The organism is Methanoculleus marisnigri JR1, assembly GCF_000015825.1.
In the GTDB taxonomy this organism is placed as follows: Archaea; Halobacteriota; Methanomicrobia; order Methanomicrobiales; family Methanoculleaceae; genus Methanoculleus; species Methanoculleus marisnigri.
Genome location: NC_009051.1, coordinates 206,488 through 226,217, shown reverse-complemented (window position 1 = coordinate 226,217; position 19,730 = coordinate 206,488). Strand labels below are relative to the sequence as shown.

Below are 19,730 nucleotides of genomic sequence, written 5' to 3'. Positions count from 1 at the left end.
GGGAAATTCGTTAACACCGCTTTTTTTTGGAGGGCGTCACATCCCGAGGATGTCCATCACCCGAAACCCGAAGAGAACCATCCCCGTCCGCAACATTCCGAGGAGGTTGTTCCCTTCAATCGTGGCCGTGCCGTTTTGCATCGCCGCCCGGAAGGTGTCGAACGGCCGGTCGGAGACCATGACTGCCTCCACCGTCGCGACGTCGGTGGTCACCGTGACGATCGGGTCCGGGCAGCCCTTCGCGTCGAACTGGATGACCTTTTTGTCGTGAAACGTGATCCCCATGACCAGCACGCCGTCGGGAGACGTGACGTAGAGGTTGACCGTCTCGTCCGCAAACGGCCCGGTCACCCACCCCGGCAGCCGGTCGGCGTACTCGTTATAGGTCAGAGTATACTCCCGCATCGCGAAGAGGAGGTTCACCTCCGCCGGGGTCAGGTCGGCGTTCTCGACCACGAGTCCACTCGCCGGCGCGGCGAGAGCCAGCGCCGCGAGGAGAAGGACGAGGGCCGTCCGGAGGCGCGGGGTCATCGTCCTCCTCCCGCCCGCTCATCGTGCTCCGGTGCGCCGGCCCCGGGAACGACGCTATACGCGTAGCAGACCCGCTCGTCACCTCTCCAGGTCCGCAAACACCTGCCGCACATGCCGTCTCCGAGGATGGATGGCTGGTTCTGGTATTTCAGGGTATCTATGCGGCACGGCTGCCGAAGGGTTCCGGGATGCATTTGCCGCCCCGGCCGCTACCCCTGAGAAGCGGCGGAGGGAGGAGGGGGGTAATCGCGCGAGTCCGTGTGCGGGTTCGTGCATCCCGGGAGGGAAAAGGAGATATGACGGCACCGTGCATGGAGGTACAAGAGCGCGGGAGCGGATGGCAATCGATGGGAGGGGACGATATCATCGAGGTACACGACCTCGAACATGCGTTCGGCAACTTCGCGGCGGTTCGCGGCATCAGTTTCACCGTCAAAAACGGCGAAATCTTCTCGTTCCTCGGCCCCAACGGCGCCGGCAAGAGCACCACCATCAACATCCTGACAACCCTCCTCCCCCTCCAGAAGGGTACGGTACGGGTGGCCGGTTACGACGTCGCACGGGAGCCAGGGAAGGTCCGAAAGGCAATCGGCATCGTCTTCCAGGAGGACGTGCTCGACCGGGATCTCACCGTTCGGGAGACGATGGAGTTCCACGGCCGGCTCTACGCCATCCCCCGGGAAGAACGGCGGCGGCGTATCGACGACCTGCTCCGGATCGTCGAACTTGAGTCCAAACGGGACGAACGGACGAAGAATCTCTCCGGCGGCATGAAACGGCGGCTCCAGATCGCACGCGGCCTGATGACCCAGCCGGAGGTGCTCTTCCTGGACGAGCCGACGCAGGGGCTCGACCCCCAGACACGGATGCGGATCTGGGACTATATCCGGCAGGTGAACGGGACCGGGACGACGATATTTTTAACGACGCACTACATGGAGGAGGCCGATATGCTCTCCGACCGGATAAGCATCATCGATCACGGCAGGATCGTCGTCTCCGGAACCCCGGCCGAACTGAAGAACGCCCTCGGCGAGGACGTCGTCTACCTGGAGACCGAAGACGACGAAAAGGCCAGGGCTGCTCTTTCTGGGATCGAAGAGATCCGGTCGGTCACGGAGTCGCCCCGCGGCCTCTCGGTCACGATATCGGCAGACGGGAGCCACTGCCTCCCGCAGATCATAGAGCGGGTGCGCGGCGCCGGGATCGGGATCTCGAACGTCAACCTGAAAAAGCCGACGATGGACGACGTCTTCGTCCACTACACGGGGAGCGAACTGCGCGATACGGGGGCGTGAACGGATGGCATGGGAGTTCCTTACCGTCTACTGGCGGGAGATGATCCGGTACGTCAGGTTCAGGACGCAGCTCTTCTCGTCGCTTCTGCAGCCGGCGCTCTGGATGGCCTTCTTCGGCATCGCGATGTCCTCGAACTTCGACCGGTTCACGTCGTCGATCCCGGCTCCTGCGGGAGTCGTCCCCCTCGACTACCTCACCTTCATGGCCGCCGGGGTGATCGCGATGACGACCCTCTTTACGAGCCTTTTTGGAGGGATGAGCCTCCTCTTCGATAAGAACTGGGGGCTGATGCGGGAGATGCTTGCAAGTCCCATGCCCCGGACGCACATCATGCTCGGGGTCAGCCTCTCGGGGATGACGAAATCGTTCATCCAGGCGTCCATCATCATGGCCTTCGGTCTCCTCCTCGGGGTGCAGTTCTTCCCGGGGTATTCCGCCGCCCGGATCGCCCTCTCGATCCTCGGGATATTCGTGTTCGTCGGTGTCTTCTCGCTCGGGTTCCTCCTCTTCTCCTCCACCATCTCGATGCGCCTCGAAAGCCCCGAAGGACTGCAGGGAATCATCACGCTTCTCACCCTGCCGCTCTTCTTCGTCTCGAACGCCCTCTACCCGATCCAGGCGTTCCCGCCGTTTTTACAGACGCTCTCGATCTTCAACCCGCTGACCCACCTGGTCAACGGGATCCGCTACTTCGCTCTCGGAGGCGATTTCTTCGCCGTCGGCGCCCGCTACACCTCCACCACGGCCGACGTCCTCGGATCGTTCGCGTACCTGGTGATCTTTGCGGCGGTGATGTATCTCCTTGCCCGGCGGACGTTTGAGAGGGCGGTCGTGACATAAGGGCCCTGTTGAAATGCTTTCCACAACCCCTGGATAACACTCGGTTGCCGATAGAGGCGGGTGATGTGGGTCTCACGCGAAGTGCGAGCGCAGCGAGCTTGAGCACCGTAGGTGCGAGCCGCGACTGTCCACAGGACGGGAGCGTGAGAAGCCGTAGGCTTCGAGCCGCGACTGTCCACAGGACGGGAGCGTGAGAAGCCGTAGGCTTCGAGCCGCGACTGTCCACAGGACGGGAGCGTGAGAAGCCGTAGGCTTCGAGCCGCGACTGTCCACAGGACGGGAGCATGAGAAGCCGTAGGCTTCGAGCCGCGACTGTCCACAGGACGGGAGCATGAGAAGCCGTAGGCTTCGAGCCGCGACTGTCCACAGGACGGGAGCGTGAGAAGCCGTAGGCTTCGAGCCGCGACTGTCCACAGGACGGGAGCGTGAGAAGCCGTAGGCTTCGAGCCGCGACTGTCCACAGGACGGGAGCGTGAGAAGCCGTAGGCTTCGAGCCGCGACTGTCCACAGGACGGGAGCGTGAGAAGCCGTAGGCTTCGAGCCGCGACTGTCCACAGGACGGGAGCGTGAGAAGCCGTAGGCTTCGAGCCGCGACTGTCCACAGGACGGGAGCGTGAGAAGCCGTAGGCTTCGAGCCGCGACTGTCCACAGGACGGGAGCGTGAGAAGCCGTAGGCTTCGAGCCGCGACTGTCCACAGGACGGGAGCGTGAGAAGCCGTAGGCTTCGAGCCGCGACTGTCCACAGGACGGGAGCGTGAGAAGCCGTAGGCTTCGAGCCGCGACTGTCCACAGGACGGGAGCGTGAGAAGCCGTAGGCTTCGAGCCGCGACTGTCCACAGGACGGGAGCGTGAGAAGCCGTAGGCTTCGAGCCGCGACTGTCCACAGGACGGGAGCGTGAGAAGCCGTAGGCTTCGAGCCGCGACTGTCCACAGGACGGGAGCGTGAGAAGCCGTAGGCTTCGAGCCGCGACTGTCCACAGGACGGGAGCGTGAGAAGCCGTAGGCTTCGAGCCGCGACTGTCCACAGGACGGGAGCGTGAGAAGCCGTAGGCTTCGAGCCGCGACTGTCCACAGGACGGGAGCGTGAGAAGCCGTAGGCTTCGAGCCGCGAAGCCGCGAAGGGAGACAGTCAATACCCATCCAGACTTCGCGTTCTTCGCGCCTTCGCGTGCGTCGGTGAGACATGGATTATCCGGAGATAATTCATCCTCCGGGAGAGGGTTTCAACAAAGCCGACATAAGGGTAATCTCCTATCGAAGCAGAGAGAACGGTCATGCAGGGAACCGTATACGCGGTGCTGGCCCTCGCCGTCCTCGCCACCGTCATCGCCGGATGCACCGGGGTGCCGGGCGTCGAGGAGACGGAGCAGTTCGACCGGACGGTCGCGGTGGAGCCGGAGAGCGGTATCGTCGTGATCAACCACAACGGGAACGTCGCCGTGAACGTCCGCGAGGGGGAGGACGTCGGCATCACGGCGGTCAAGCGATCCGTCTACGGCCGTGGCGAACTCGAGAAGGTCAGGATCGAGGTGACGGAGGGCGATCCGCTCAGGGTAGAGACGGTGCACACCACCTTCGACCCGCGGGTGAGTGTCGACTACACGATATCCCTGCCGCCGACCGTCGTCCTGCAGAGGATCGAGAGTTCGAACGGCGGGATCGAACTCTCGGGGGTGCGGCTTGAAGAGACGGAACTCCTGACGTCGAACGGCCGGATCGAGATCCGCGGGGCCGAAGGATACGTCACCGCGACGACCAGCAACGCCGGCATCACCGTGGAGGACTGCGGGGGGATCGCAGGTCTCGCGACCTCGAACGGGGAAGTCACCGCCGAACTTTCAGCCGTCCGGGGAGACGTGACGGTTTCGTCGAGCAACGCCGGCATCACGCTCAGGTTCGCAGAGGATCTGGACGCCCGGGTGGTCGCCACCACCTCGAACGGCGGGATAACGGTTCACGATCTCATGCTCCGGCTCGAAGAGTCGACGGGAACCTCGGTCTCGGGAACGCTCGGCAACGGGGGCCCGACCGTCACCGTCAAAACCTCGAACGCCGGCATCGACCTCTTCGGGCCCTGACCGGCGCACCCCCCGTAACCTTTTATTCGCCCGGGACCAATCTTCGAGCATCCGATGATCCGCCATGACACACCTTCTGTCCTTTACCGTTGAGGGGCTGACCTGCGCTCTCCCTCTTGCCGAGACCCGGCAGGTCGTCGGCATGGTGGAACTCCAGCCCGAGACCGGCAAACGCCGCGGGGGAGCGGGGACCATGAACCTGCACGGCAGAGCCGTCCCGGTCTACTCGCTCCGGAGACTCCTCGGGCTCGCCGACCGCCAACCTCTCCCAACCGACGTCCTCATCATCGCTCACCCCACCCGGGAATGCGTGGCGCTCTGGGCGGACGGGGTACGGGGGGTGCAGGAGAGCCCGGTCGAACTTCCGCCCGAAACCGACGCCACCTCCCCTCCCGGCATGCTGCTGACCGAAGAAGAGGAGATCATCATCTACGATCTCGGCGCGTTCCTTGCAGCGGAAGAGACCGCGCAGCACTCCCTCCCGGGCACGGCCGGTACCGGGGAGGAGGCGCCTCCTTACGACGACGGAAAGGGCGATGAGATCCTCGCAGAACGGGCGCGGGCGTTCGCACGGCCGGAAGAGGAGGCGGGCGGCGAGACCCCGTTCTCGGAACTCCTCACGTTCAGGCTCGCGGACCGGGAGTACGCCATCAAAACGCAGTACATCCGCGAAGTCTTCATCATGCACGAGATCACCCCGGTCCCGGGGGTTCCCGACTTCGTCGCCGGGATCTGTGCCGTCAGGGGAGAGATCATCTCCGTCGTCGATCTCCGCGCACTCTTCTCGATCCCGAAGCACGGCCTGACCGACCTCAACCGGGTCATCGTTCTCTCCGACGGAACGGTGACCTTCGGAATCCTTGCGGACTACATCACGGACATCTACATCAGGCCGACCGACCAGTTCTCCCCCGTAGAGCCTGAAACGACCCCTATCGAGCAGCGTTACCTCCTGGGCGTCACGGACGAATCGGTGCTCGTCCTCGATGCGGCGGCGATCCTCGGCGACCCCGCAATGGTGGTCGGCCAGACCAGAAAATAAACAGATTTTATCCGCCCATTATGGGTAACGGGGACCCTGGAGCGCCATTCGCGGGACAGATCATTATTTAACCCGGGGTGTGCATCAATCTATTAAGTCGTCTTACAGGAGCGAGTGGAACGGAAGTATCATGCTCACATTTTTTTCAGACATGAAAGTCGGGACGAAGATCCTCGTCATCTGCCTGTTTCTGGCGATCATCCCGACGCTTATGCTCGGCATAGTGGCGTATACCAGCTCAAGCGGTGTGATTAACGAGCAGATCGAGACGCTGCTCGAGACGCAGGTGCACGACGCGCGGGGATGGACCAACGACGTCTACAAACTCACGCGCAATAAGGTGAACAGCGATCTCAACGTCCTCCACGAGAACTTTTACGCCCGGGGAACTCCCGAGATCATCGACGAGGAACTGGCCCTGGTGGACGGGACCGGCAACCCGTATGTCATCAACGACAACTTCGAGATCGTCGACCAGGTCCAGTCGCTGGTCGGCGGCGCGGCGACGGTCTTCCAGGTCTACGACGACCACGCCGTCCGCGTCTCCACAAACGTCATCGGGACCGACGGGACGAGGGCGGTCGGGACCGAGCTGACCCAGAACGTCTACGACGTCGTGGTGAACCAGGGGGAGACCTACTACGGGAGCAGGGACCTCTTCGGCAAGCGCTACGTCACCGCGTACGAGCCGATACGGGACAGCCGCGGAAACATCGTCGGCGTTCTCTTCGTCGGGACGGAGGAGCAGGAGACGCTCGACGTCGTCAAGTCGAGCCTCAAGGATACGGTCATCGGCAGAAACGGCTACATGTTCGTCGTCGACAGCAACGGCCAGCTGCTCGTGCACCCGTCCGAGGAGGGGGAGAACAAGGCCGACGAGGGTTATATCCAGGAGATGATCGAGAATAAGGTCGGCATCATCCGCCACCAGGTCGACGGGACGGATATCATCGATGCTTACACCTACTACGAACCGCTCGACTGGCACATCGTCTCGCGTGCCGAACTCTCCGACTTCACCGGGCCGATAGACACCATCAGGAACACGATCGTCATCGTCGTCCTGGCATCCATCGCCATCGGCGTCGCAATCGCCATCCTCTTCGGCCGCTCGATCTCCGATCCCCTGCAGCAGGTCGTGTTGATGCTCAAAGAACTCCGTAACGGCCACCTCTCCGCACGGCTCAACATCAGGCGGCAGGACGAGATCGGGGTCATGGCCAGAACAATGGACGAGTTCGCCGGCGATCTCCAGGAGAACGTCGTCGGGAACCTGAGGAAGATTGCTCTCGGCGAGTACGTCCAGGAGTTCCCGGTCGCCGACGAAGGCGACGAGATCCGTCCCGCGCTCGCGATGATGGTCCAGTCGCTCGACCACCTCCACAAAGAGACGCTCAAACTCACCGACGCCGCCCGTGCGGGCGATCTCTCCATCCGCGGCGACGAGAAGGCGTTCCGCGGCGGCTACCGGATGATCATCGCCGGGTTCAACAAGACCCTCGAGTCGATCACCGAGCCGGTGAACGAAGCGATGCGGCTTGCGCGATTCTACGCATCCGGCGACTTCACCGCCCGGTTCGACGAAAATATCCCGGTCGCCGGGGAGTTCGTCGCCTACCGCGACGCCCTCAACACCATCGGGATCGAACTCTCGCGGCTGATGAAACTGATCAGCGAAGAACTCTACGAAGGCGTCTCGGTTCTCTCGCTCGCTTCAAACGAGATCCTGGCGGTCACGAGCCAGCTCGCCGCAGCCAGTTCCCAGACCGCCGCGACGGTGAACGAGACCTCGGACTCGGTCGAGAGCGTCAGGAAGAAGACCGAGCTCGTGAACCTGAAGACGAAAGGCGTCTCCGAGAAGGCCATGCGGGCGCTGGAGGTCTCGAAGGGCGGCCAGAAGTCCGTGCGCGAGACCCTTGAAGGTATGAACCAGATCCAGCGGCAGATGGATATCGTCCGGATGAGCGTCATCCGGCTCTCCGAGCAGAGCCAGGCCGTCGGCGAGATCATCGCGACCGTGAACGACATCTCCGAACAGTCCAACCTGCTTGCGGTGAACGCTTCCATCGAAGCCGCGAAGGCCGGGGAGTTCGGGAAAGGGTTTGCCGTCGTCGCGAACGAGATCCACAACCTTGCCGAGCAGTCGAAGAAAGCGACCTCGAACATCCGGGCTATCCTCACCGACATCCAGCAGGGGGTCTCCTCGACCGCGGCCTCGACCGAACAGGGGATCCGGTCCGTCACGGATGCGGCCCAGCTGACGAGCAACGCACAGGAGGTTATCGAGGTGCTCGCCCAGTCGATAGCGGACACCTCGCAGGAGGTCATCGAGATCGCCACCTCGATCCAGACGCAGGCCTCAGGAATAGACCAGATCTCGCGCGCGATGGAGAATATCCGGGACGCGGCGCAGAAGAACCTCGAAACCACCCATAAGGCGGAGAAGACCGCCGAGGACCTGCACGAGCTCGGTGCCCGCTTAAAGAGGATCACCCAGCAGTACCGGGTCTAACACGACCTTCCATGACCGGACCGGACGACGTATTTCGTGCCCGTCTCCTCGAGACGTTCCGCGAGGAGGCGGACGAGTACCTTGAAGCAATCACCGAGGGGCTGATCGCGCTGGAGAAGGCCGGGCCGACGCCCGAGCTGGTCGAGCGGGTTTACCGGACGGTCCATAGCCTGAAAGGAGCGTCGCGCGCGGTCAATCACCGGGAGATCGAGTCGATCTGCCAGAACCTCGAGACCGCCTTCTCCCTCATGAAGCGGGGCGAGTACGTCCCGGGAGTGGACGATTTCGACCTCTTCCACCGGACAGTCGCGGTCATCAAGAGCCTTCTCCGGGGAGAGAGGCCCGATGCCTCGCCGACAGAGATCAACGGGGCACTCCGGGCCATCCCCGGCGGGACCGGTCCTCCGGAAGGCCGGCCGGGCGAACCGGGTCCGGCCTCCCGGGAGAAACACACTTACGACGCGCCAGGAGGTTATAACAGCGGCGAGCAGGGGGCCGACCGGGGCACGGTGCGGATTGCCGCCCATAAACTCGACCGGCTCACCGCAGGAGCCGACAGTCTCCTCACGACCCGGCTCTTCATCACGCAACGGATACGCGAGCTCGAGGAGATGATGGCCCGTTTCTCCCTCTGGCAGTGGAACCACTCCCAGGCGTTCAACGACCTGCAGACGATCCGCAGGAAGGCCTTCGGGGAAGAGAAGGCAGCCATTCCTCCCGATCTCGTCCTGCCGCTCCAGCGGGCGGTCGAGTTCCAGGAGTACAACCGCGAGTTCGTGACCAACCTGCAGCACGACCTCGCCACGCACCTGCGGTCCATGGAGTTCGACCGGTCGGCGCTCGAGACGAGCACCTCCGAGATATCCGACCTTGTCCACGATGCCGCACTCCTCCCGGCTTCAACCATACTTACCCCGTTCTCCGCGTTCGTGAGAGAGTTTTCCCGCACCTCGGGGAAATCGGTCGACCTCACGATCGAGGGGGGCGAGATCGAGGTCGACCGCCGTATCCTCGATGCGTTGAAAGACCCCATCATGCACCTCATCAGGAACAGCATCGATCACGGCATCGAGAGCCCGGAGGCCAGGAGAGCCCGGCAGAAATCCGCCACAGGCTCCGTGCGGATCCGGGTCTTCCCCCGGTCGGGGAGCAGGGTCGGCATCGAGGTGGCCGACGATGGCGCCGGCGTCGACAGTAGCGCGATCCGGAGAACCGCCGTCGAGAACGAGGTGATCACGGCGGACGAGGACGCAACCCTCACCGACAGCGAGGCAATCTGGCTCATCTTCCGGTCGGGGATGACCACGAGCCGGATCGTCACCGACCTCTCGGGGAGAGGGCTCGGACTTGCAATCGTTGAAGACACCGTCTCCCGTCTCGGGGGGGAGGTGACGGTCTCCTCGACCGTCGGCAGGGGGACGGCGATCACCCTGACCGTCCCGGTGAGTATGGCCACCCTCCGCGGGCTGCTCGTCCGCTCCGAACGGCAGGTATATGTCCTCCCGATGCAGCAGGTGAAGCAGGTTCTCCGGGTTCGCCCGGATTCCCTGGCCGTCTCCAGGGGCCGGCCGACGATCCTTCTGTCGGGAGAGACAATCGAGGTCATCCGGCTCACCGACGCCCTGGGTATCCCCCTGTCCGGCCCCCCCACGGAGGAGGGGCAGCCAAAACCCCTCGTCATCATCGCATACGGGGCCGGGCAGATCGCGTGTATAGTCGACGAAGTGATCCGGGTGCAGGAGATCGTCGTCCGGCCGCTCGGCAGTCAGCTCACCTCCGTGCGACGGATCGACGGGGCCGTGATCCTCGGGGACGGGCGTCTGGCGCTCGTGCTCGATCCCCTCGACCTGATCCAGGACGCGATGCAGGCGGAGCGGCCGGTTTCGGCATCCACACTTCCACAGGAGGCAGAGCGGCGGGTCATGGTCGTCGAGGACTCGGTCACCTCACGTGCCCTGCTGCAGGCCGTCCTCGAGGGGGCCGGATATCAGGTGGAGACCGCTGTCAACGGGATCGACGCATTCGCAAGGCTTAAGCAGCATGAGTTTGATATGGTCGTTTCAGATGTTGATATGCCTCGGATGAACGGTTTTACGCTCACCGAGAAGATACGTGCCGAGGGCGGGCACCTTGCCGGGATCCGGGTGGTGCTGGTCACTTCGCTCGATTCGCCCGAAGACCGGGAACGGGGAAAGGCGGTCGGGGCGGATGCATATATCGTCAAGAAGAGCTTCGAGGCAGACGAGTTTCTCAGGATAATCCGGCGTCTGGTGCGTCGCCGCGAGGGAGAGATCCAGGAGCGATGATATGGAAGGGAAGCATGAAGGAGGAACGAAAATGAGCGTTCTGGTGGTAGAGGATAGCAGGACGCAGGCCGAGTTCATCCGCCACGTCCTCGAGACGGAAGGATACGACGTCACCCTGGTCGCCGACGGCAACGAGGCGATACGGCGCATGGAGGTCGATATGCCCGATATCGTCCTGACCGACATCATGATGCCCGGGATGGACGGCTACGAACTCTGCCGCCGGATCAAGCAGCAGAACCCGGATACACCCGTCATCCTGGTCACCAACCTCTTCGATCCCGCCGACGTGCTGAAAGGGCTTGCATCGGGAGCGGACAGCTTCATCGTCAAGCCCGTCGACCCCGAACACGTCCGCTCCCAGATCGAGGCCGTCATGCGGACGCGGGAGATACCGGAACCAAAAGAGTCTCCCGCCGAACTGGAGATCCCCTTCGCCGGCAGCACCTATACCATCGCCGCCGGAAGGCTCAAGATCTTGAACACCCTCCTCTCGACGTATACCATCGCGGTGACGAAGAACACCGAACTCCAGGAGGCGCAGGAGCAACTGCACTCCTTGAATGAACAACTCCAGGAAGCCGTCGCGGATCTCTCCCGCAGCAATGAGAGCCTTGCTGAAGAGAACCGGGAACGGCGACGCGTGGAGAAAGCGCTCGCGGAAGCCAACAGGAAACTCCAGCTCATGGCGAGCATCACCCGCCACGACCTCTTGAACCAGCTCGCGGCGCTCTGGGGGTATCTCGACCTGGCCCAGGTACTGCGCGAGCGGGAACCGGCAAACGCGTGGCGCCACGTCGAGAGCGCTGCCGAGATGGTGAACCGGCTCAACAACACCGTCCGGTTTACGGCAGAATACCAGAAGGTGGGGGCGACGGCTCCAGTCTGGCAGGAGATCAGGACACTTGTGGAGCGGTCGGAGAAATATGTCTCGACGGGCAAGATAACCCTTGAGAACGCCATTCCGGCGGGGGTGGAGATCCTCGCCGACCCGCTCATCGAGAAGGTCTTCTCGAACCTCATCGAGAACTCGCTGCGCTACGGAGAGACGGTCACCGCCATCGCCTTCAGCCTCAAACAGGATGGAGGGACCTACACCATCCTCTGTGAGGATGACGGCGTGGGAGTTCCTGCCGACGAGAAGGAGAAGATCTTCACCTACGCGCACGGCATGAATACCGGACTCGGCCTCTTCCTCGCGCGGGAGATCCTGGCCATCACCGGGATCACCATCCAGGAGACGGGAATCCCCGGGAACGGAGCCCGATTCGAACTCCTCTGCCCGGCAAAAGTGATCCGTGCTCCCGACCGGCAGACCGGATGAACCGAGACCATAACCGCAGGCTCCCCTCATGAACGTCACCGACATCCAGACCACGTTCGTATCCGATACGCGCAACCGCATCGCGATCATCGCCGGGCTAGCCGTGCTGACCCTCGGCGGGAACCTGCTCGCCCTGATTCTCGGCGCACCGGAAGAACTCCTCCCCCTTCCCACCCTCCCGCTCACCATCCCGATCATCCTCGCGAGTTACTGGTACCCGCGGCGCGGCATCCTCTTCTCCGTCTGCTTCGCGTCCATTTACGCCGTCACGACCTACTTCCTCTCCCCGCCGGGCCCCCTTCTGGCTTACACCATCGTCCTGCGTGCGATCCTGCTCGTCCTCATCGGCGGCGTGGTTGCGTTCCTCGCAACGAAACTCCGTGAGTCCGAGCAGGAGATGAACCAGATCATCGAGTTTCTGCCCGACGCGACCTTCGCCATCGACCGCGGGGGGGAGGTCATCGCCTGGAACCGCGCGATCGAGGAGATGACCGGGGTGAAGAAAGTGGCCATGCTCGGCCGGGGGGACTACGAGTACGCCGTGCCCTTCTACGGCGAGCCGCGGCCGCTGCTTGCAGACAGGATCCTCCAGGGCGATCCCGAGGCGGGGTATCCGTCGGTCAGGAGGAGCGGCGACGTCCTCGTCGCGGAGATCTACACCCCACTCCTCAGGGGCGGGCGGGGGGCACACATCAGGTTCGCGGCGACCGCGCTTCTCGACCGGAGCGGACGGGTCACCGGAGCGATCGAGTCCATCCGGGACGTCAGCGACGAGGTCATGACGGAGGCCGCACTGCAGAACGCCGGCCGCCAGCTCAACATCCTCACGGGAATCCTGCGCACCGATCTCTCGAACCGGCTTGCGGTCCTGTACGGGCACCTCTCGGTGGGTGCGATGAAGTTCGACGACCCCGAGATACTCTCCTTCATCGACGACTTAAACGATGCCGCAAATGGGATCCGGCGACAGATCGAGATCTCCCGCGAGTTCCGCGACATCGGGACGTCGCCGCCGGCATGGATCCCCGTGCAACAGGCCGTCGGGAAGGCAGCCGCCAGCCTCTCCTTCAGGGACACCTCTCTCGACGCGTGGACGGAACGGCTCGAGATCTTCGCCGACCCCCACCTCGCGACGGTCTTCATCCATCTCTTCGAGAACTCGCTCGCGCCGGCGACGAAGGCGAGCAGGATCGTCGTCACGTATCAGCTGCGCCCGGAGGGGTGCGCAATCATCGTCGAGGACGACGGGACCGGCATCCCCGACGCGGAGACGGAAGATCTCTTCGTGCAGAAGGCGGAGAGCTACGGGCACGGGCTCTTCCTCGCCCACGAGATCCTGGCCATCACCGGGATCGCGATCCGCGAGACCGGAACGTTCGGGACGGGAGCAAAATTCGAGATCCTGGTGCCGTCCGAGGGCTACAGGATTGTCTGAGGTGAAGGGAATGATAACCGCTGTTCTTCCAGAACTGAACACTAAACCGGCCGGGATCCGGCCGGAGGTTCGTGAACTGACAAGCGCGGAGTTCTCCGCCGCGGAAGAGGTCTGGCGCGAGTACCACGGCACGGCCGGCGATCCCGCACGGGACCGGATCTTCGCGACCTTCCTTGCGGGGCAGATCGTCTCTCTCGCCCGGTGCAGGAGGCACCCCGACGGCCTGGAGATCGACGGCGTCTTCACGCCCGAGGACTGCCGGAAAAAGGGGTATGCCCGCACGACGATGGCCGCTCTGGTCACGGCCTGCCACAACGACGACCTCTACATGTACGCGGTCGAGCGCCTCGCCGGGTTTTACGCGGAGTTAGGGTTCATCTCAATACCGGAACGCGACCTCCCGCCCGGGATACGGGAGCGTTACACCTGGGCCGCGGGGAACATGGAGGGCGCCGAGGTCCGGCCGATGTTCAGGAGAGCCGGGTTGTTGTAGGCCCGGCGCCTCACGGACTTCCACCGCACTCGCACCTCCGGGGCCCAGGCTCCGTTCCCTTCGAGAAAAGGGAAGTCGACGGGTTGACCTTTTGAGAACGACCTCAGCCATTTCAGCGAAGTACTGAGACTGTATCGTTATCCCCGGCAAGTAATTCACGCGAAGAACGACATTCATCGCACCTAACGGTGCTCAAACTCCGTTCCTGACGAAACGTCGTAAGTCACACCTCCGGGGCCCAGGCTCCGGCCCTCTGGCCCGTCGCATTCGAAGATGCTTCGCATCTTCTCGAGCTCCTGCCGTTCCGGCAGTCGCATCCTACGGACAGTCGCCATTCGAAGATGCTTCGCATCTTCTCGAGCTCCTGCCGTTCCGGCAGTCGCATCCTACGGACAGTCGCCATTCGAAGATGCTTCGCATCTTCTCGAGCTCCTGCCGTTCCGGCAGTCGCATCCTACGGACAGTCGCCATTCGAAGATGCTTCGCATCTTCTCGAGCTCCTGCCGTTCCGGCAGTCGCATCCTACGGACAGTCGCCATTCGAAGATGCTTCGCATCTTCTCGAGCTCCTGCCGTTCCGGCAGTCGCATCCTACGGACAGTCGCCATTCGAAGATGCTTCGCATCTTCTCGAGCTCCTGCCGTTCCGGCAGTCGCATCCTACGGACAGTCGCCATTCGAAGATGCTTCGCATCTTCTCGAGCTCCTGCCGTTCCGGCAGTCGCATCCTACGGACAGTCGCCATTCGAAGATGCTTCGCATCTTCTCGAGCTCCTGCCGTTCCGGCAGTCGCATCCTCACGCCCCGCCGCCTTCCTCCTCGAAGTAGTGCAGCGCCCCGGGAACCTGTTCGCGGATCAGCCGCAGGAAGTGGTTCGCAAGGCCGGGGTCGGCCACCCAGAACGAGTGCTGCATCGCCCGCTCCGTCTCCTTGGAAAGCCCGCCTGCCCGGTCCATCTCCGCTCTTATGTTGTGGACGGCGTTCTCGACCTCCGCTTCGCTCTCCCATTTCAGCACCGATATTGTTCGTGCCATTACTCTTCACCTCACGGCGCCGCCGTATGGGGGGAGGTTCTATTTCAGGTTAACCCACCGGGAGGGTCGAAAAAAGAGGTCAGGCTTCTCCCTGATCGAGGAGCATCTTTTCGGCTTTCTCGCTGACGAGCGCGCTGTTCCCGGCAGGGTCCTCGAGGATGACCGTGAACGGGAAGGCCACCTCCCGTGCGGCGGCGATCGTCTCCACCATCCTGAGTGCGGCCGCCCGCTCGTCTTCGCTCTCGGGGTTTGCCAGGATCGTCTCCACCGCCTGCTCGAAACGGGAGAGGACTCCCTCGATATTGGTGACGAACCCCTCGCAGGCGGTGCCGGGTTCGACCCGAAGACCGAGTTCCGGGATCTCGATCGTCCCCGTCGTGCTCCGCGCCACCCGGATGGCGAGGTCGCCGGGCTCCTCCACCCGCACCGTCCACCGGACCGGGTCGCCCTCCCCGAGGATGATGGTGTCGGTGTGCCGGAAGCCGCAGGCGTCGCAGGCGATAGAGACGAGCAGGATATCGGGAAAGTGGGGGATGTCGAGACGGTGATGGACGATCCGGATCTCGCCCCCGCAGGCGGGACAGGTTCCCGGATGGGACTCCCGCACTAGAGGCCCCCGCCGATCTTCTCGCGGGAGACCTTGACGGACATGGGCGTGATGACGACGTATTTCTGCTCGCCGAGGCCGACGATGTCGCCGTTCACGTCCTTTGCGACGTCGCGGAGATCCTTTAAGACCCGCTCGAACGTCACCTTGTCCATCTTCAGCCGCCCGATGTCGACGATGACGATATTTCCGTTGTAAACCTCGTCTTTGACGCGGGGGGTATCTTTGAGGTCGGCGATGGTGGCGATCTTGATGTACATGGATGCCGGCTCTTCGTCGTTCGATCCCTCGTAGGAGGCGAGATCGAGTTCCATGTAGTCCTCTTCGTTTCTTGCCGGACTTTTGCCGAGGATGCTGTCAAAGAGTTTTTTAACCATAGAAAAATTGAGGAATGAATTTTATTTAATAGTATCCATTATTTTCTCCGTCAGATCTCCAGATTCCAGAGATCGTCCCCGACGTAGTGGACGCTTTTAACGGACTTGCCCTTCTCCTGCCGCTCCATATCGGCCGCATCGAAGAGCGCAATCCCCACGGCAAGCGGTTTTCCGTGCCGTTCCTCGACGACCTGCACCGGGTGCCCCGCACGGATGTCCGGCGAGATCGATACGATCCCGGGGCGCATGGCATCCGCGCCGTTTGCGACGAACCTGACCGCGCCGGAATCGACCACCACCCGCCGCTCGGGGATCGGGTGCTCGACGAGCCCCCGCAGGGTCGGGAACGCCCAATCTTCAGCTCCCATCAGGAGGGGCTTTTTATCGACGAGGTAGATTCCGACGGGAGCATCCGTCTCCACCCGCTCGATCCTGTCCGACCGGAAGAGGTCGGCCGATGCCCCGATCTCGTCCGTGAGCCGCTCGAGAAGTTCGCTTATCTGTGATTTCCGGATGACGTGACGCTTTTTTACAGTAATCCTTGCCATGTCTTGAAACCTCGGGGTGCGCTGACTTTCGCGCAGCAACGCGGTTATATTTAAGTAGCTTCCTCACTCAAATATATTACTCCAGAATGGACGGCAAAGGGTAATCATATGACGCCAAGACCGTTGGATATTTTAGATCAGGTACTGAATCGTCAGCCCGTCATCATCAGCCTGAAAGGTGGGAGAGAGATCCGGGGGATCCTCCAGGGATACGACGTTCACATGAATCTGGTATTGGACAAAGCAGAAGAAGAAGTGGACGGCGCGGCGCAGAAACTCGGCACGTTGATCGTCCGCGGTGATAATGTGATCTACATTACCCCTTCAGTCGAATAAACAGTAGGTGAGAGAGAATGTCAAAAGGCACACCATCGATGGGCAAGCGGCAGAAACGCACTCACATCGCCTGCAGGCGATGCGGCAAGATCTCGTTCCACGCACAGCACAAAGTCTGTGCGGCCTGTGGATTCGGCAAGAGCCGGAGAATCCGCAGTTACCGCTGGACGGAGAAGAAGGCAAAGGTACCGACGCATTAGAGTTGCATCATGTGTGGTATCGTTGGCATCGTCGATGCTGGCGGTGTCTCGTTTCCGTTGTATTACGCCCTGTATGCTCTCCAGCACCGGGGGCAGGAGAGCGCAGGGATCTCTACTTTTGAAGGCACGACCCTGTACACGCACAAAGCCCAGGGGCTCGTTGCCGAGGTCTTCAACAGCCAGACCCTGCAGGATCTGCGGGGCAACGCCGGAATCGGACACGTCCGCTACCCGACAACCGGGTCGAAGGTCCCGGAAAACGTTCAGCCGTTCAATTTCCGGTACCGGGGGCTCGATCTCTCGATCGCCCATAACGGCAATCTGGTCAATACGGTCGAACTCCGTGAGGAATACGAGCGCCGGGGGCAGATCTTCTGCACCACGACCGATACCGAGATCATCGGCAACATCATCGCCGATGCGCTCCGGACCTCCAAAAGTATGGAGGATGCCGTCCTGCTCTGCATGCGGCGGCTGCGGGGCTCCTACGCCACCGTAGCGCTCCTGAACAATACCGTATACGCCTTCCGCGACCCGCTCGGCATCAAGCCGCTCTGCATCGGAAAACTCGACAACGGTTACATCGTCGCGTCGGAGAGCGTGGCGATCGATGCGCTGGACGGCACGTTCGTCCGGGACGTGCGTCCCGGCGAACTCGTCCGGATCGATGAGTCCGGGCTCACCTCCACCCAGATCGCGACCGCGAACCGGAAGGCGTACTGCATCTTCGAGTACGTCTACTTCGCCCGCGCCGACTCGGTGATGGACGGGACGCTGGTCTACGACGTGCGGCGCCGGATCGGGCAGAAACTCTACGATGCGAATCCCGTCGAAGCGGATACGGCCTGCCCGGTCCCCGACTCCGGGATCGCATACGCCGCGGGCTACGCCGAGCAGTCCGGGATCCCGTTCATCGAGGGGCTGATGAAGAACCGTTACATGGGCCGGACGTTCATCATGCCGACCCAGGAGCAGCGGGAGCGGGCGGTCCGGATCAAACTCAACACCGTTCGGGGAAACCTGAAGGACAAACGGGTGGTGCTCATCGACGACAGCGTCGTCCGGGGGACGACCTCCCGCCGGATCGTGAACATGATCCGGGATGCGGGGGCCGAAGAGATCCATCTCCGGGTCGGCTCCCCACCGATCATCGCCCCCTGCTACCTCGGGGTGGATATGCCCACCCGCACGGAGCTGATCGCGAGCGGCAAGGAGGTCGAGGCGGTGCGCGAAAGCGTCGGCGCGACGTCGCTCACCTACATCCCGCTCGATGACCTGGTGGAGGCGATCGGGTGCGGTGAGCGGAACCTCTGCACCGGGTGCCTGACGGGGTGCTACCCGGTGGAGATCAACGGGGAGAAGAGCTGCCACTCTATCGTTGACTACGTGGCCGGCACCCACCAGTCCGATCTCTCGACCTTCAAGGCCGGGAAGGAACGGACGTAAGCGATCTTTCCGGATCACCGTTCTATTTTTCCGGCATGCCGGAATTTTTTCTTCTTCCGGATTCGAAAGAACCTGTACGCATTTTGCGCGCCTCAAAGCCCCTATTCCGGGCGAATCGGCTGCAGGCGTGCATCCCTGTCCGGGAAGAGAACCATCAGGGTGCAGGGGACGGATAACGAAGAAAAACGTGCAAAAACGCAGAATTGCCTTTCATAGCGAGGGATGGATTTGAACCATCGATCTACGGGTTATGAGCCCGCCGGGATATCCTGACTACCCCACCTCGCTTCTGACTTGTGAGGTATACACATTGTTTTTCGGGGGATATATATCTTTGTGCGGGCCGGACCGGCGCGAGTCCCGGGCGCCGGTCCCCGGCGCGGAGCTAACCATTTAATATGGGCGAGCGGCATATCTCCGTCATATGGAAGGAGAGAGGCCGCTTGACGACGAACTGCAGCGTCTCCGGGAAGAACGTCTCCGGAAACTCGAGGAACGGCTTACAGGCACGCCGGGCGGCGTCATCGAGATCGCCGACGATGCGTTTCAGACGACCCTGCAGGAGCACCCCGCCCTGGTCGTCGACATCTGGGCGGAATGGTGCGGCCCCTGCCGGATGGTGGCCCCGGTCGTCGAGGACCTTGCGCGTGACTTCGCCGGCAGGGTGACCTTCGGCAAGTGCAACGTCGACGAAAATCCCAAAATTGCGGCGAGTTTCAGCATAACAGCGATACCCACGCTCCTGTTCTTCGCGAACGGCATGCTGGTCGACCGGGTGGTCGGTGCACTCCCGAGAGAGGCCGTCAAAGCACGAGTCATGCGGGCGTTCGGCACCGGTTAGAGGAACGCACCCTGCCGGCACCGGAGCCACTCGGAGAGCCGTGCGGCCATGATGAAGTCGTTGCGGGAGAGTCCGCCGATGGCGTAAGTATACCAGGCGACGTCCACGTACCTCGCAGCGTGGATGCCGAGATCCGGGAGATGGTTCTCTCGCGCGGCAAACCCGGCGACATCGTTGAGGAACGTCACCGCTTCATCGAACCCCTTGCAGGCGAACCGGGCGGCAAGCCGCCCGTCTTCGAGCGACCAGTCCGGAACCTCCGGCAGGAGGTCGGCGATCTCCCGCCGGGTCAACGGTGCCGTATCCGCGACATCCAAAACGATCGCCTCAGACGAAAGATCCATAGTGATCCCTCATCGGAGAGGATGAAAAAGGTTATTCTCCGGAGCACCGGTGCTTGAAGACTTTCAGGTTGCTTGAGCACCGATAGGTGCGAAGAACGCGAAGGCTGCGCGTCCTTCGCGCAAGACCGTATCGTCATCT

At 62.5% G+C, this 19,730-nt stretch carries 19 protein-coding genes and 1 tRNA gene; 13 read left to right on the top strand and 7 right to left on the bottom strand.

The window, feature by feature from the left end; genetic code table 11:
• Positions 1–36 precede the first annotated feature (36 nt).
• Positions 37–531, bottom strand: a complete 495-nt coding sequence (locus tag MEMAR_RS01140; protein WP_011843099.1) for a hypothetical protein — start codon at positions 529–531, stop codon at positions 37–39.
• Between the two features lie 347 nt (positions 532–878).
• Here MEMAR_RS01140 and MEMAR_RS01135 point away from each other — a divergent pair, with 347 nt between their 5' ends.
• The 9 genes from MEMAR_RS01135 (at position 879) to MEMAR_RS01095 (ending at position 13,860) form a co-directional block, all read left to right on the top strand.
• Positions 879–1,829: an ATP-binding cassette domain-containing protein gene (locus tag MEMAR_RS01135; RefSeq protein WP_011843098.1), complete on the top strand. Its 951-nt coding sequence runs from the start codon at positions 879–881 to the stop codon at positions 1,827–1,829.
• Positions 1,830–1,833: 4 nt separating this feature from the next.
• A complete protein-coding gene (locus MEMAR_RS01130) occupies positions 1,834–2,670 on the top strand; it encodes an ABC transporter permease (protein ID WP_011843097.1) in 837 nt (278 codons plus the stop codon).
• A 1,274-nt stretch (positions 2,671–3,944) separates the two neighbouring features.
• Positions 3,945–4,748, top strand: coding sequence for a DUF4097 family beta strand repeat-containing protein (locus MEMAR_RS01125; RefSeq protein WP_011843096.1), 804 nt, complete (start codon positions 3,945–3,947; stop codon positions 4,746–4,748).
• A 64-nt stretch (positions 4,749–4,812) separates the two neighbouring features.
• The gene (locus MEMAR_RS01120; protein ID WP_011843095.1) at positions 4,813–5,790 is read left to right on the top strand and encodes a chemotaxis protein CheW; all 978 of its coding nucleotides are present in this window, start codon (positions 4,813–4,815) and stop codon (positions 5,788–5,790) included.
• A 130-nt stretch (positions 5,791–5,920) separates the two neighbouring features.
• Positions 5,921–8,302 (top strand): methyl-accepting chemotaxis protein, encoded by a 2,382-nt coding sequence (locus MEMAR_RS01115; RefSeq protein WP_011843094.1) that lies wholly within the window; start codon positions 5,921–5,923, stop codon positions 8,300–8,302.
• An 11-nt stretch (positions 8,303–8,313) separates the two neighbouring features.
• Entirely contained in the window at positions 8,314–10,608 is a 2,295-nt protein-coding gene (locus MEMAR_RS01110) for a hybrid sensor histidine kinase/response regulator (protein ID WP_011843093.1), read from the top strand.
• 31 nt (positions 10,609–10,639) lie between these two features.
• Positions 10,640–11,932, top strand: a complete 1,293-nt coding sequence (locus MEMAR_RS01105; RefSeq protein WP_245526623.1) for an ATP-binding response regulator — start codon at positions 10,640–10,642, stop codon at positions 11,930–11,932.
• Between the two features lie 28 nt (positions 11,933–11,960).
• Complete coding sequence (locus MEMAR_RS01100) at positions 11,961–13,367, top strand: PAS domain S-box protein (protein WP_011843091.1); 1,407 nt, start codon at positions 11,961–11,963, stop codon at positions 13,365–13,367.
• Between the two features lie 10 nt (positions 13,368–13,377).
• On the top strand, positions 13,378–13,860 hold the full coding sequence (locus MEMAR_RS01095; protein WP_011843090.1) for a GNAT family N-acetyltransferase: 483 nt from the start codon (positions 13,378–13,380) through the stop codon (positions 13,858–13,860).
• Positions 13,861–14,655: 795 nt separating this feature from the next.
• On the opposite strand, the gene MEMAR_RS01090 is transcribed toward MEMAR_RS01095, so the two are convergent.
• From MEMAR_RS01090 to MEMAR_RS01075, 4 genes are all read right to left on the bottom strand, one after another.
• Positions 14,656–14,892, bottom strand: a complete 237-nt coding sequence (locus tag MEMAR_RS01090; protein WP_011843089.1) for a hypothetical protein — start codon at positions 14,890–14,892, stop codon at positions 14,656–14,658.
• A 79-nt stretch (positions 14,893–14,971) separates the two neighbouring features.
• Positions 14,972–15,499, bottom strand: a complete 528-nt coding sequence (locus tag MEMAR_RS01085) for a ZPR1 zinc finger domain-containing protein (RefSeq protein WP_011843088.1) — start codon at positions 15,497–15,499, stop codon at positions 14,972–14,974.
• Positions 15,499–15,876 (bottom strand): cell division protein SepF, encoded by a 378-nt coding sequence (locus tag MEMAR_RS01080; protein WP_011843087.1) that lies wholly within the window; start codon positions 15,874–15,876, stop codon positions 15,499–15,501. The genes MEMAR_RS01085 and MEMAR_RS01080 overlap by 1 nt, the downstream gene beginning before the upstream one ends.
• Before the next feature lie 50 nt (positions 15,877–15,926).
• Positions 15,927–16,424: an RNA-binding protein gene (locus MEMAR_RS01075; RefSeq protein WP_011843086.1), complete on the bottom strand. Its 498-nt coding sequence runs from the start codon at positions 16,422–16,424 to the stop codon at positions 15,927–15,929.
• A gap of 108 nt (positions 16,425–16,532) precedes the next feature.
• On the opposite strand from MEMAR_RS01075, the gene MEMAR_RS01070 reads away from it, so the two are divergent.
• Genes MEMAR_RS01070 through purF form a run of 3 tightly spaced genes read left to right on the top strand, consistent with a single transcriptional unit; the run spans position 16,533 to position 18,406 of the window.
• Positions 16,533–16,760, top strand: a complete 228-nt coding sequence (locus tag MEMAR_RS01070) for an LSM domain-containing protein (protein ID WP_011843085.1) — start codon at positions 16,533–16,535, stop codon at positions 16,758–16,760.
• 17 nt (positions 16,761–16,777) lie between these two features.
• On the top strand, positions 16,778–16,960 hold the full coding sequence (locus MEMAR_RS12600; protein WP_011843084.1) for a 50S ribosomal protein L37e: 183 nt from the start codon (positions 16,778–16,780) through the stop codon (positions 16,958–16,960).
• 9 nt (positions 16,961–16,969) lie between these two features.
• Positions 16,970–18,406, top strand: a complete 1,437-nt coding sequence (purF, locus tag MEMAR_RS01065; protein WP_011843083.1) for an amidophosphoribosyltransferase — start codon at positions 16,970–16,972, stop codon at positions 18,404–18,406.
• A gap of 213 nt (positions 18,407–18,619) precedes the next feature.
• On the opposite strand, the gene MEMAR_RS01060 is transcribed toward purF, so the two are convergent.
• Positions 18,620–18,694 (bottom strand) — tRNA-Met (locus MEMAR_RS01060).
• 136 nt (positions 18,695–18,830) lie between these two features.
• On the opposite strand from MEMAR_RS01060, the gene trxA reads away from it, so the two are divergent.
• A complete protein-coding gene (gene trxA, locus MEMAR_RS01055; protein WP_011843082.1) occupies positions 18,831–19,247 on the top strand; it encodes a thioredoxin in 417 nt (138 codons plus the stop codon).
• Here trxA and MEMAR_RS01050 read toward each other — a convergent pair.
• Positions 19,244–19,591 (bottom strand): 4a-hydroxytetrahydrobiopterin dehydratase, encoded by a 348-nt coding sequence (locus tag MEMAR_RS01050; protein ID WP_011843081.1) that lies wholly within the window; start codon positions 19,589–19,591, stop codon positions 19,244–19,246. The two genes, trxA and MEMAR_RS01050, sit on opposite strands and share 4 nt — an antisense overlap.
• Positions 19,592–19,730: the final 139 nt, after the last annotated feature.